Source organism: Microaerobacter geothermalis (assembly GCF_021608135.1).
Lineage (GTDB): Bacteria > Bacillota > Bacilli > DSM-22679 > DSM-22679 > Microaerobacter > Microaerobacter geothermalis.
This window is the reverse complement of record NZ_JAKIHL010000040.1, coordinates 1-12,213: the sequence shown is the minus strand read 5'-3', so window position 1 is coordinate 12,213 and position 12,213 is coordinate 1. Positions and strand designations below refer to the sequence as shown.

Genomic DNA, 12,213 nt, shown 5'->3' with positions numbered 1-12,213 from the left:
AATTCTTATTATTTGTATTATATCATAGATATTAATTTTCTCAATTATCAAGTAAATGTAGCGGAATTATGACACTTTTAATTTAAAGTATTTTTCAAATGTAATTATTGTATAATAGTGGCAAGAAATACGACGGTTATTTGGTTATATGTTGGGGGAGGAGATTTATTTGCAACACAAGAAGGACTATCATTCTATCACTTTAGAAACACCGAATGGAGTATTGGTTATAGAGGGACCAGTTGCCGCGGAGAGATTAATAGAAATGGATTTCGATCCAGGATTGGTGGCGTTCAGACAACCGGAAGCCCAAAAAAAAGCAATCGTTGAAATTGCAAAGCTGCCAGAAGGAAGAATTATTATCGCAAGAAAGGACAATACCGTTGTGGGTTATGTCACTTTTCTCTACCCTGATCCCCTGGAACGTTGGTCCCAGGGAAATATGGATGATCTTCTTGAACTGGGAGCCATTGAGGTGTCGCACAAGTATAGAGCCGGTCAAGTGGGAAAAAAGATGCTCCAGGTTGCATTCATGGATGATGCCATGGAAGACTTTATTGTCATTACAACAGAATATTATTGGCATTGGGACTTAAAAAATACCGGACTTTCTGTATGGGATTACCGCAAAATCATGGAAAAATTGATGGGAAGCGTTGGAATGGAGTGGTATGCAACCGATGATCCGGAGATCTGCTCCCATCCCGCCAACTGCCTGATGGCCAGGATTGGAAAACGTGTCCCCTTGGAGTCTATTCAGCAATTTGACCGACTCCGTTTTCAAAACCGGTTCATGTACTAACATCAGCTAAAGATTCACGTCCGCAAGTTGAATTCGGCAAGGGAGGAAGAGTATGTTAGTAGAAGAAATCATGAAGAGAAATGTGATTACCGTTGAACCTACGGATAGTATCCGAACAGCCTATTCGAAGGTTCAACAGCATCGAATTCGCCATATTCCCGTAGTAAAAGGGGACCAGCTGCTGGGCATCATTTCAGATAGAGACCTACGGGATGCCTTTCCGTCCACCCTTTGTGGAGCCAAGGATGATGTGGATGTTCTTGACCGGCCGGTTTCTGAAATCATGCATCGTGACGTAATTACTGCCCATCCTTTGGACTTTGTAGAAGAAGCGGCCCTTACCTTGTATGACAATCATATTGGCTGTTTGCCTGTAGTCAATCAAAATCAATTGGTGGGCATTTTGACTGAGACTGATATTTTGCATACTTTGGTAGAATTAATGGGTGTTCACCACCCCAGTTCCCATATAGAAGTGGAAGTGGAAGACAGGGCAGGTATGCTTGCAGATGTTGCCAGCGTCTTTAAGGAATGTAAAGCAAATGTAACCAGTGTATTGGTATTTCCAGGTCGTCGTTCCGGTAAAAAAAATCTTGTTTTCCGTGTACAAACCATGGACCCGAGACGAATCATCAAATCGCTGAAGGAAAAGGGTTACACCGTGGTTTGGCCACAGGAACCTGGGAGTATATTATGAGCTACAAATCCAAATTTATCTATAGTAACGACTATTTGCTTTACCGGTTTCATGACGACCATCCCTTTAACCAAAAACGACTGGAAATCACCTTTGATCTAATGAATCAATTGAAAATTATCGAACCTTCTCATATTGTTTCTCCCAGATATGCTACCGATGATGAAATATCTCTTATACATGATCCAAACTATATTAGCATGGTTAAAAGATGCGGACACTCTGAAAAGGAACCTCCAACGGCGATGAGTTACGGACTTGGAACGGAGGATACGCCAATCTTCCCCAATATGCATGAAGCGACTTCCCTTATTGTCGGCGGTACACTAAAGGCGGCTGAGTTGGTGATGGAAGGAAAAGCGGAACATGCGGCAAATATTGCCGGAGGTCTTCACCACGGATTCCGGGGAAGGGCATCAGGATTTTGCGTCTATAATGATTGCTCCATCGTCATTGCCTATTTAAGAAAATATTATGATGCCAAAGTTCTTTATATTGATACAGATGCCCATCACGGAGACGGGGTTCAGTGGGCTTTCTACGATGACCCTAATGTTTTGACTATCTCGATCCATGAAACGGGAAAATATTTATTCCCAGGAACCGGAAACATTACCGAGAGAGGAGAAGGACAAGGCTATGGATTTAGTATCAATGTCCCATTGGAACCCTTTACGGAGGATCAATCCTGGATCGAGACATATGATTCAATCGTTCCTGCCGTAGCTAGGGGTTTCAAGCCGGATGTCATCGTCACACAAAACGGCTGTGATTCCCATGTCTATGACCCGTTGACTCACCTGTCTGCAACAATGAAAATCTATCAGCATATTCCCCGTGTTGTACATGAACTTGCCCATGAATTATGCGATGGTAAATGGATTGCCGTGGGCGGAGGGGGATATGATATTTGGCGAGTCGTTCCCAGGGCCTGGACGTTATTATGGGCAGAGATGACAGAGCAGCATCTTAAAAATTTGGAATTGCCAAAAGGTTGGCTCGAACATTGGCAATCCTTTTCACCCGTTCCATTGCCACGTACCTTATTTGATCCGGAAGGCGGGTTCCCCACCATCCCAAGAAAGGCAGAAATTACTGACAAGAACCGGGTTACCGTGGAAAAGGCACTGATGTTTGCCCCAAGGGAACAGAAACGTTCCAGTTCTTGCTAAGTCCTGTTGTGGATATCGTTAAGTTAAATGTATAAAAAATGAGCCGGGTTACTCCTAAACAGTTTCCCGGTTCATTTCTACTCAAAAATATCTTCTTTTCTAAGTTCAATTCCAGTAAGCACCCTGGATTGATCAATTTGAATGTACCGATTATTTTCTAATGAAAATATTTCCACTTTTTCTTCATACGGTTGAACAATCCAGTATTCCTGCACCCCATACTTCTCATAGAGTTGAAACTTTTCAACACGATCACGTTCAATATTGGATTTGCCAGACGAAAGAACCTCCACGATTAAATCCGGCGGACCGTAGATGCCCTTTGATTGTACAATATCCACCCGTTCTATAGAAATAAAAGATATGTCTGCCAGACGAAAATCCTTATTCATTAGATTCCCGTGAAGATAGATCGGCACCTCACTGTTAAATACTTTGCCAAGCTGATTTTTTTTTACATACTGACCAATCAAGATCAACAAGTTGGCGGTTATCAAAGAATGCTCTGAACTGCTTGGTGTCATCATCAATTTTTCCCCACCCCAAATTTCATAACGTTCTTCGGTTTCCAATTCAAACATGGATATCACCCACCTTGCATTTTCTTAATTGTATCACAAATCCCCTTGAGAGACTATGAGATTACCACCTTTACTGTTTAATCAGATTGGTGATCAAATAAATATTGTTTCCCAGATACAACAGAGCTACCAGAGAATATAGAATAAACACAATACTTTTGAATTGTTTACGGTTCATCAATAATCCGATTAGTGTGAGAACAATCAGAACAATGGATAACACATTAAGGACTACACTATTTTCGAAATTAGCCCAATCCATTACCAGATTGACGGCAACCGTTAAAAGAAATAAATATATGACCGCATTTTTGGTAAGCTTCATCATATCTCTCCCTCTATTTGCTTGGATTTCTCCAGATAATCGTAACAGAATTCACCCCTCATTTAAAGGACTTTAATTATGTCCATTTCCCAATGATCTCTGTGTTATTTGAATCACTGATTTTAAATCCTCAATGGGGATCTGTCCGGGAGCGGAACCTTGATGGCCAATGGCAAATGTGATGTTGGAACCGAAAACCCAGCTAAACATACGGGTAATCGCTCCCAATCCCCCCATCGACATCGTCACCATGGGAATTTTCAATAATTTGTAAGCATCTTCTGTTGCTTTCAATAAAACCAGTACATCTTCTTGAGACTTAGGCATCACAGCCACTTTCGCTACATCTGCTCCATAAAATTCTGCGCGCAATAATTTTTCAATGATCGCTGATGCTCCCGGAGTGGACTCAAAGTTATGATAGGACATGATCATATGAACGCCGAATTCCCTTGACACCTGGCGAAGATATTGAATATCTTCAACATTATTGACCAGTTCATAATCAATGATGTCCACCTGTCCGCTTTTGCAAACGTCAGCGAATAATTGAACCTTTTCCTTCTCCGCTAAAGAAATGGGTTGTCCTCCTTCTTTTTCGGAGCGAATGGTAAAAATAAGAGGTGTCTCACCCACGGCTTCCCGTATTTTGGATACTGTATGAATCACCTGATGAGTATCATCAAGACCCTTAAAAAAATCAGCGCGCCATTCAATCATGTCAGGCTGTTTTTGACAGATATTCTCTACTTCGTCCATGACTTGATCAAAATAGGCTCCGATCAGCGGAGTGCAAATAAGAGGTTGGTTCCCTCCGATCTCCTTTTCTCTAACAGTTATGATTTTTTTATGTTGTTCCATTACGATATCCCCTTCAGCTTATTTCCGCTTTCTTCTTATTATCTATATTATTTCTATTCATTTCAATTCTTGAATTTGGTCTGATCTTTAATCATTTATCTAAACCTTTGCTATGAATGATCAAACTTGATATGATGAACTTAACTATTTTTTTATTCTGTATGTTGGAAGAGAGTGAAAAACATGATGATTGAACCTGTTGAAATCCCTATTCGAGAGAAAAATATCGTATTAATAGGATTTATGGGCGTAGGTAAAACCACCATCGGCCAACTTGTCGCAAAAAAGCTTTATCGGGACTTTATTGATATCGATGAACAAATAGAAAAAATGTACAAGATGCCTGTAACCCAGATTTTTAAAGAACTGGGCGAAAGTAAATTTCGAAAAATGGAGAGGGAAATGATCATCGATCTTTGTAAGAATACACGCTTAAAGATTATTTCATTGGGTGGGGGAGCTTACTTGCAAGAGGAAGTCAGGAAGATTTGCCTGGAAAAATGTATTGTATTTTTCCTGGACTTGTCTTGGGATTCCTGGAGGGATCGACTCCCGCTCATTATTGATAGCCGACCCGTTCTGCAGAATAAAACGGTGGAAGAGATTGAGGAGCTGTTTTTCAAGAGAAGAGATGCATATTCTCTCCATAATTCGAAAATTTCCACCAATGATCTTGACCCCGAGACGATCGCAAATGATATTGTTGAATCATTAAAAATCAGCTGGGATATCTATCAGCCCCATGGAGAATAATTGCCGCAAATAAAATGTAATGCCCCCCATTGTCAAGACACTTTTAAAAATAAAATAAGTTAAGTCCTCCTATCTTAAATAATGGGTTGTGCAAATCTCGACGGCAGCTTAACATGGAGCCTAGTATAGTAATGTTAAGCTCCCTTCATGTTTGAGATATAATTCTCGTATCAGGTCAGGGAGCCACGTATGGAGCCTTGGGACAATGATCCCGTGAGTTTTACCAATAATCAATCCGGTGGTCAGAAACTTTTGCAGTGGCTTAGTAAGCTTGTAACCTCTAATACAGATGTACTTATTAACTAAATTTGCCTATTTCATAACCATGATTTCGTTCCAAAAGGTTGAAGCTGATATCTGGAGTAGATGGAGAGGGATAAATTTGCTCCAAATAGTCGTCCATATTAAGTGAAGATAATATCTTATTTCCCTTCTGAAAATGCGATTCACGGCTCTTTTTCGTATGAAGAACAACTAAACCAACTCGATCAATAATTTTTGCTATGAATTGATTCATCGGATATATCTCCTTCAATATGGTTTGACTAAATATTTTTACAAATGCAACCAAATTCCTGCAATGAAATGGAAACTAATTTTTTTCCTAATTCCCAAGATGAATGCCACACAAAAACAGCACCCCATCTGGTGTGCTGAAATATGGTTTTAAGTCATTTACTCCTCGCCTCTGAATATATTGCTTAAATCAATCATGAAATCCTTAAATATGCTGACTGGCAGGGTATCATCTTTAAAATAAGTACCACCCTGTTTAAACGCTCCGCCTTCTAATAAGTAGACCTCAATCGTTTCATGAACAGGATCAACTATCCAGTATTCTTTAATTCCTGCTCTTTGGTATCTATTGTACTTTACCATTCTATCTTTTTTTGCTGTTGAAGGTGATAGTACCTCTACCACCAAATCCGGTGAACCAATAATCCGCTTATCACCGATTTTATTTTTATCGCACACAACAACTAAATCAGGTTCCACCCACTCTTTAACCTTGTTTAAATCTTCTCTTTCATCGGATAAACAAACATCAATGGGTGAAACAAAAACCCTACATTGCTTTCCTCTAAGGTATAAGCCAAAATCAACAGACAATTGGGTGATTACATCTTGATGTTTAGGGGTTGGTGAAGGGGTCATATTATAAATTTGCCCATCAATCACCTCATACCTTAATTCTTCACCTAACTTTAAATAATCCATATAGGTAAAGTTTCCCTCTTGATATGGTAAAGCCATCAAATCACCTGCCTTGCAAGGAATAAACTAATTTAATTATATCAATATCTTCATATTGTTGCATGATCTTAATCATCTAAAATTCCTTTAACATGTTCATGACAATCTGAAAGGAACGTTTGGAGGCCAAATGGGTAAATTCGGCAAAATTGACATGGGCCGAGCCATCCGCTTTGTCCGACATGGATCGGACAATGACGAAAGGAACTTCGTTCAATCCGCAAACCTGGGCAACAGCAGCCCCTTCCATCTCCGTGCACAGTCCTCCAAATTCCTCGTATAATTCCTTTACCTTTTCCCTGCTGGCAACGAATTGATCTCCGGAAAGAATCTTCCCTGATACGGTCTTTCCTTCGATCACATGGCGGCTGGCTTCCATGGCTTTCGTCATCAGGACAGGGTCCGCCTCAAACACCGATTTTTCACTGAACGGGATGATTCCTTTAGCAAATCCAAGGGCTGTTACATCAATATCGTGCTGTTGGCATTCGGAAGAGATCACTACATCTCCAATCTCCAATTCCGGGTGAAGGGCTCCGGCAACCCCGGTAAAAATGACTGATGTAACCTCAAACAGGTCAATAAGAATTTGGGTGCATACACTTGCATTTACCTTGCCCACTCCTGATTTGCACAAAACCACTTCATGACCGGCCAATTTCCCTTGATAATATGAAATTCCCGCTCTAACCGACTCTTTCTGGGATTCCATCTCCTGTTTATACAATGCAATTTCTTCATCCATCGCGCCAATAATTCCTATGGTCATATTCAATCTCCTTATGTCTTTATGGTGTATAATTGGGGGCAGCTATTACGATAACTACCCTGCGATTTTTTTGTCTTCCTTCCGGAGTATCGTTGGGAGCAATCGGTTGGTATTCTCCATAGCCTACCGCAACCAATCTTTGCGGGTCAATCCCTTGCTCTGTAAAGTAGCGGATGACGCTGCTCGCCCTGGCCGTAGACAATTCCCAGTTGGAAGGAAATCGATAGGTAGAAATGGGCACATTATCTGTATGTCCCTCTACTTTTACGGTATTGGGAATGTTTTTCAAGAGATACGTCACTTTATTTAAAAAAGGCTTCGCTTCCGGCAAAATGGTAGCCTCCCCGGAGTGAAACAACACCTGTTCCTGAAGAACAAGGACAACCCCTTTTTCTTCCCTGGTGGCTGTGATCACTCCCTGTAATTGATTCTCCTTCAGAAACTGATTGACAACCTTTAATATCTTTTCCAGTTGCTTTTCATTTTCTATCTCAGCCTGGTCTTTTTTATTCTCAAGCTCCGCCTTTAATTTATTTTGATCTTGATCGTTAGGATCCTGCTTCTTAGCATCCTTAGATGGATTGTCAAAGGGTACAACGGAAGGATAAAAATCAAAGATCGCCCGCTGCTGAAAGGATTCAGCAATAGCCTTAAATTTTACCGCATCAATTTTTGAGGAAGCAAATAATAATACGAAAAAAACTAGCAATAAAGTCATTAAATCGGAAAAAGTAACCATCCATAGGGGTGCGCCCGGCTTCTGTTCCGTCCGCCTGCGTCTCATCATCACGTATTACTCTCCTCCTCCCCTTCTTCGTCACCATTCTTTCGACTGTGAGGAGGTAAAAATGCCTTAAGCTTTTCTTCAAGAATTTTCGGATTTTGACCGGACTGTACTCCCAATACTCCTTCAATAATTAATTGTTTCATAAAAATTTCTTCATCACTGCGGTTGGCTAATTTTCCTGCCATAGGAAGAAAAACTAAATTAGCCATCACTGCGCCATAAAAGGTGGTAATTAATGCCACCGCCATCTTCGGTCCCAATGTTTCTGGCTCATTTAAGGTTTGCAGCATCAGAACCAATCCTATTAACGTACCTATCATTCCCCAAGCAGGGGCATATTCTCCGGCCTTCTCTATAATCTGTCTTCCCCGGCGATGTCTTTCTTCCATTGCGGAAACTTCTGCCATCATAATCTCTTTGATTAACTCGGGCTCTATCCCGTCTACCGATAATAAAATTCCCTTTTGGATAAATGGGTCCGGCACATTTTCAATCTCCTGTTCCAATGCAAGAAGCCCTTCCCGTCTGGCCTTTGTAGATAAAAGAACAAAAGTTTCAATCAGTCCTGGAAGCTCGGCCTGTTTTTCATAGAAGGTTTGCTTTAAAACCATTAACGCCATTTTCATATCTTTCATAGAGTATGTAACCATGAGAGCGGCGACAACACCCCCTATGGTAATTAAGATGGAAGAAACACTAATAAACCCTGCCGCTCCTGTAAGACCTCCGGCAAAGATAATAGCTGCACTTAAAAGGATCGTTCCTAATGTAATGCCAATGGGTGTAAGAATGTCAAATTTAGTCATAATCCCTCTCCCCAAATTTTGCTAAAAAACTGCTTAATCCTACTATATCTTAGCATATTACATGGACAAGGATAAACTAGATTTATCACTTTGTAGAGTCTCGCTCTTCGATTCGGTGCGGCAAGATGACAACCGGGTCCTCCACATTCTCGTGATTTATCAATTTGGTCAACAGACGCATGGAAACAGCCCCAATATCGTACATCGGCTGAGCAACCGTTGTTAATAAGGGACGGACCATCGATGCCAACCGGATATTGTCAAAACCCATCACTTCTATATCATTTGGAACGTGTAATCCATGATCCTGAATAGTATGAATGGCGCCGACGGCCATCTCATCACTTACAGCAAATACAGCGGTTGGCGGTTCCTCAAGCCGGATAAAGTATTCCATGGCCTCTACTCCGGATTCGTAGCGATAATCGCCAATTCGGACATAGTCATCGTTTAATATTAACCCGTCTTCTTCAAGGGCTTTTTGATATCCTTCAAACCGCGACTTTCCTCCTAATGCATCTTCAAGGGGGCCAGAAATCATCGCTATCTTTTGGTGGCCTCTTGAGAGGAAATATTTTGTTGCATCATAAGCAGCCTGCCGCTGGTCAATATTGACTGAAGGGATTTGATTGGACTTGTCCATTGTCGCCGAAAGAACAACTGGAACGGATGATGTACTAAAAATATGCATATGTTCATCGGTTACTTCTCTTCCCATAAATAACAATCCGTCAACTTGCTTTTCTAACAAGGTATTAATCAGAATAATTTCTTTATCATGATTTAGATCTGAATTGCACAAGATAATGTTGTAATGATACATGTTGGCAATATCCTCTATACCCCTTGCCATCTCAGCAAAGAAAGCGCTTGAAATATCAGGTATAACTACACCCACCGTTGTGGTTTTCTTGCTTGCCAATCCCCTTGCCACGGCATTGGGCCGATAACCCAATCGTTCGATAACAGCCAATACTTTTTTCCTAGTTGAGGGCTTTACGTTGGGATTTCCATTCACAACCCTTGATACAGTTGCCATCGAAACTCCTGCTTCTCTGGCAACATCATAAATGGTAACCGGCATCACAAATTCCCCCCCGTTCCAAATTTTGGTTTTCAATGAATTTTCATTAATTTTATTGTAATCATACGACAATATATTTGATATGGCAATCGTAAGTTTATATTTAAACTTCAGATGGGAAATGACACTCACCTGAAGTAAGTTTCCTATGCCGGACTCGACAAGCAGACGTGTAAATCTTTGAAATGAAAATACATTTTCTTTTCAATTTGTGACCCTGCGGGTCAAGTAGGTTTAGTTCCAGATCGATAGAAGCAAAAATGGATGCTCGAAAAAGCATCCACTCCATTACTGATTTAAAACCGTTTTTTGGCCAACAATCCATTGATTGGTTCCATCCCTTTTTATCATCACATACTGTATTCTTAATTCTTGTCCGTTCCTTCCGGTGGTATATCCTTCAATGATCACTGAATTTTTCATGGCAGATACCACTTGTACTTTTTCGGCTGGAACATTTAAGATGGTTTCCCGGTGAAATTTGTTGATAGTCATGGTATTCCAATCCATCAGATCATTCACCAGTTGATCTGCAAGATTATCCGCCCACCAGGTCTGAAAATAATCAAATAGCTTCTCCCTAGAATCAATGTTTAGGGGTAAGCCCTGTTGCTGTATCGCTTTGACTTTTTTTTCGGCCAGCTTTGCTGCTTCTATGGCTTGTATCTGGTCATTGGCTTCCATCTTCACTTTTGCATCTTTCGTTGTATATAGGGGGGAACCTTCCTTGGCTCTAAAATCAAAGTTACATCCTGAAACCAGAGTGATCTGCATCAGAAATAATGCTAGAAATAAAGGGATCGCCTTATGATTCATCATGAAAATTCCACCTGCCATTCCAGTATACCATTAGTATGTGGAATATCAGGCGGATTAATATTAGAAATAACTGGCACGCACTTGTCATTTTTTTATGTGAACACAAGAATTTACACTTCCGCTAGTCGAGTGCTAACAAGGAGTAATTGAAGTTCCACCCATTCCATTCATACCTAGGAATGTTCACCTTTCTTTTCTAGGCGAAAAGAGTCCGGAACTTCTTAGCTTGCTTAAGAAATCAAGGAATTGAGGGATATTAATCTGCTGACTGGAATCAGAAAGGGCAACAGCCGGATCCGGATGAACCTCAATCATCACCCCATCGGCCCCTGCAGCCAATCCTGCTTTTGCCGTGGGTAACAAAATGTCTCTTCTTCCAGTTGCATGGGTCACATCTACAAATACCGGAAGGTGGCTCTCCTGTTTTAAAATGGGTACCGCAGAAATATCCAATGTATTTCTGGTCCATTTCTCATAGGTACGAATACCTCGTTCACACAGCATCACTTGTTTATTCCCTTTAGATACAATATATTCCGCAGCAAATAAAAACTCCTCAATAGTTGCAGACATTCCCCTCTTTAACAAGACAGGGGTGTTGACGCTGCCTGCTGCTTTTAATAACTCAAAGTTTTGCATGTTTCTTGCACCAATTTGGATCACATCAACATAATCGACTGCCATTTCAATATCTTGGGGGCTGACAATTTCGCTGATAATATACATACCGAATTCGTCGGCAACTTCACGTAAAATGTTTAGCCCCTCCACACCAAGTCCTTGGAAATCATAAGGAGATGTTCTCGGTTTAAAGGCACCTCCACGAAGCAGCTTTAGACCCTCTTTACTCATGGCTTCAGCCACTTGCCTTACTTGATCATAGGATTCAACTGAACAGGGGCCGGCAATCAGTACAGGAGTACCTCCCCCAACCGGAACATCACCAATTTGAACCACCGTATCTTCTGCTTGTTTTTTCCGGCTAACCAACAAGGCTTTTCTGTTGTCATCCTTTTGCAATTCCAATGAAGCTTTGAAGATTTGTTTAAAAATATGTTCAATGGTACTGTCTTCAAAAGGTCCTTGGTTTAATGATTTAATTTGATCTAACATATATCGTTCACGAACAGGATCAAATCGATTAACCCCCTGCTTCAACTTTACTTTTCCAATTTCCTGGGCAATTTTCCCCCGTTCACTTAACAGCTCCAAAATTTGAACATTGATGCTGTCAAGGCGTTTTCTAAGCTCCTCTAATTCGTTCATCTTCTCCACTCCCTTACTTTAGTGCTTTAAAGTTTAAAATTATCTAGAAAATTATTTAAGCAACATTATAACCGATCCTTTCATTGATGTCATCATTTAAATTGCGATTTTGTTGAACGTCTGTGATATTGTCATATTGTAACGCATCAGTGAAAATGTCACTATGGGACAGGAGAGAATAACTTTGAGCAAAAAAGAGTTGAAGCGTTACAAAGTCATTGAACAACTGATTCAAGG

General features: G+C 40.7%; 16 protein-coding genes. 4 read left to right on the top strand and 12 right to left on the bottom strand.

The window, feature by feature from the left end; translation table 11 throughout:
- Positions 1-169: 169 nt before the first annotated feature.
- Genes L1765_RS13185 through L1765_RS13175 form a run of 3 tightly spaced genes read left to right on the top strand, consistent with a single transcriptional unit; the run spans position 170 to position 2,671 of the window.
- Positions 170-802: a GNAT family N-acetyltransferase gene (locus L1765_RS13185; protein WP_236407953.1), complete on the top strand. Its 633-nt coding sequence runs from the start codon at positions 170-172 to the stop codon at positions 800-802.
- Positions 803-854: 52 nt separating this feature from the next.
- Complete coding sequence (locus tag L1765_RS13180) at positions 855-1,499, top strand: acetoin utilization AcuB family protein (RefSeq protein WP_236407952.1); 645 nt, start codon at positions 855-857, stop codon at positions 1,497-1,499.
- The gene (locus L1765_RS13175) at positions 1,496-2,671 is read left to right on the top strand and encodes an acetoin utilization protein AcuC (protein ID WP_236407951.1); all 1,176 of its coding nucleotides are present in this window, start codon (positions 1,496-1,498) and stop codon (positions 2,669-2,671) included. Before L1765_RS13180 ends, L1765_RS13175 begins: the two co-directional genes overlap by 4 nt.
- A gap of 77 nt (positions 2,672-2,748) precedes the next feature.
- Here the strand turns inward: L1765_RS13175 and L1765_RS13170 are convergent, their stop codons facing one another.
- The 3 genes from L1765_RS13170 to aroD form a co-directional block, all read right to left on the bottom strand.
- Complete coding sequence (locus tag L1765_RS13170) at positions 2,749-3,252, bottom strand: Uma2 family endonuclease (protein WP_236407950.1); 504 nt, start codon at positions 3,250-3,252, stop codon at positions 2,749-2,751.
- A gap of 70 nt (positions 3,253-3,322) precedes the next feature.
- A complete protein-coding gene (locus L1765_RS13165; protein ID WP_236407949.1) occupies positions 3,323-3,577 on the bottom strand; it encodes a hypothetical protein in 255 nt (84 codons plus the stop codon).
- A 72-nt stretch (positions 3,578-3,649) separates the two neighbouring features.
- Positions 3,650-4,438 (bottom strand): type I 3-dehydroquinate dehydratase, encoded by a 789-nt coding sequence (aroD, locus tag L1765_RS13160; protein WP_236407948.1) that lies wholly within the window; start codon positions 4,436-4,438, stop codon positions 3,650-3,652.
- A 186-nt stretch (positions 4,439-4,624) separates the two neighbouring features.
- Here aroD and L1765_RS13155 point away from each other — a divergent pair, with 186 nt between their 5' ends.
- Positions 4,625-5,191, top strand: coding sequence for a shikimate kinase (locus L1765_RS13155; RefSeq protein WP_236407970.1), 567 nt, complete (start codon positions 4,625-4,627; stop codon positions 5,189-5,191).
- 298 nt (positions 5,192-5,489) lie between these two features.
- Here the strand turns inward: L1765_RS13155 and L1765_RS13150 are convergent, their stop codons facing one another.
- The 9 genes from L1765_RS13150 to L1765_RS13110 form a co-directional block, all read right to left on the bottom strand.
- Positions 5,490-5,708 carry a hypothetical protein gene (locus L1765_RS13150; protein ID WP_236407947.1) on the bottom strand — a complete coding sequence of 73 codons (219 nt, stop codon included), beginning with the start codon at positions 5,706-5,708 and terminating at the stop codon, positions 5,490-5,492.
- Positions 5,709-5,866: 158 nt separating this feature from the next.
- Entirely contained in the window at positions 5,867-6,445 is a 579-nt protein-coding gene (locus L1765_RS13145; RefSeq protein WP_236407946.1) for a Uma2 family endonuclease, read from the bottom strand.
- Between the two features lie 76 nt (positions 6,446-6,521).
- The gene (locus tag L1765_RS13140; protein WP_236407945.1) at positions 6,522-7,214 is read right to left on the bottom strand and encodes a 5'-methylthioadenosine/adenosylhomocysteine nucleosidase; all 693 of its coding nucleotides are present in this window, start codon (positions 7,212-7,214) and stop codon (positions 6,522-6,524) included.
- 19 nt (positions 7,215-7,233) lie between these two features.
- Positions 7,234-8,001, bottom strand: coding sequence for a flagellar motor protein MotS (gene motS / locus L1765_RS13135; RefSeq protein ID WP_329610035.1), 768 nt, complete (start codon positions 7,999-8,001; stop codon positions 7,234-7,236).
- Positions 8,001-8,807, bottom strand: coding sequence for a flagellar motor protein MotP (motP, locus tag L1765_RS13130; protein ID WP_236407944.1), 807 nt, complete (start codon positions 8,805-8,807; stop codon positions 8,001-8,003). The genes motS and motP overlap by 1 nt, the downstream gene beginning before the upstream one ends.
- A gap of 85 nt (positions 8,808-8,892) precedes the next feature.
- Complete coding sequence (gene ccpA, locus L1765_RS13125; RefSeq protein ID WP_236407943.1) at positions 8,893-9,891, bottom strand: catabolite control protein A; 999 nt, start codon at positions 9,889-9,891, stop codon at positions 8,893-8,895.
- Positions 9,892-10,179: 288 nt separating this feature from the next.
- On the bottom strand, positions 10,180-10,710 hold the full coding sequence (locus L1765_RS13120) for a hypothetical protein (protein ID WP_236407942.1): 531 nt from the start codon (positions 10,708-10,710) through the stop codon (positions 10,180-10,182).
- A 183-nt stretch (positions 10,711-10,893) separates the two neighbouring features.
- Positions 10,894-11,976, bottom strand: a complete 1,083-nt coding sequence (locus L1765_RS13115; protein WP_236407941.1) for a bifunctional 3-deoxy-7-phosphoheptulonate synthase/chorismate mutase — start codon at positions 11,974-11,976, stop codon at positions 10,894-10,896.
- Positions 11,977-12,031: 55 nt separating this feature from the next.
- The coding region (locus tag L1765_RS13110; protein WP_236407940.1) for a hypothetical protein at positions 12,032-12,213 on the bottom strand (182 nt) is incomplete at its 5' end.

Bases quoted from the DNA above. Each gene is read 5' to 3' on its own strand.
- L1765_RS13180 (WP_236407952.1), top strand. From the start codon at position 855: ATGTTAGTAGAAGAAATCATGAAGAGAAATGTGATTACCGTTGAACCT.
- L1765_RS13175 (WP_236407951.1), top strand. From the start codon at position 1,496: ATGAGCTACAAATCCAAATTTATCTATAGTAACGACTATTTGCTTTAC.
- L1765_RS13170 (WP_236407950.1), bottom strand. From the start codon at position 3,252: ATGTTTGAATTGGAAACCGAAGAACGTTATGAAATTTGGGGTGGGGAA.
- L1765_RS13165 (WP_236407949.1), bottom strand. From the start codon at position 3,577: ATGAAGCTTACCAAAAATGCGGTCATATATTTATTTCTTTTAACGGTT.
- aroD (WP_236407948.1), bottom strand. From the start codon at position 4,438: ATGGAACAACATAAAAAAATCATAACTGTTAGAGAAAAGGAGATCGGA.
- L1765_RS13155 (WP_236407970.1), top strand. From the start codon at position 4,625: ATGATTGAACCTGTTGAAATCCCTATTCGAGAGAAAAATATCGTATTA.
- L1765_RS13150 (WP_236407947.1), bottom strand. From the start codon at position 5,708: ATGAATCAATTCATAGCAAAAATTATTGATCGAGTTGGTTTAGTTGTT.
- L1765_RS13145 (WP_236407946.1), bottom strand. From the start codon at position 6,445: ATGGCTTTACCATATCAAGAGGGAAACTTTACCTATATGGATTATTTA.
- L1765_RS13140 (WP_236407945.1), bottom strand. From the start codon at position 7,214: ATGACCATAGGAATTATTGGCGCGATGGATGAAGAAATTGCATTGTAT.
- motS (WP_329610035.1), bottom strand. From the start codon at position 8,001: ATGATGAGACGCAGGCGGACGGAACAGAAGCCGGGCGCACCCCTATGG.
- motP (WP_236407944.1), bottom strand. From the start codon at position 8,807: ATGACTAAATTTGACATTCTTACACCCATTGGCATTACATTAGGAACG.
- ccpA (WP_236407943.1), bottom strand. From the start codon at position 9,891: ATGCCGGTTACCATTTATGATGTTGCCAGAGAAGCAGGAGTTTCGATG.
- L1765_RS13120 (WP_236407942.1), bottom strand. From the start codon at position 10,710: ATGATGAATCATAAGGCGATCCCTTTATTTCTAGCATTATTTCTGATG.
- L1765_RS13115 (WP_236407941.1), bottom strand. From the start codon at position 11,976: ATGAACGAATTAGAGGAGCTTAGAAAACGCCTTGACAGCATCAATGTT.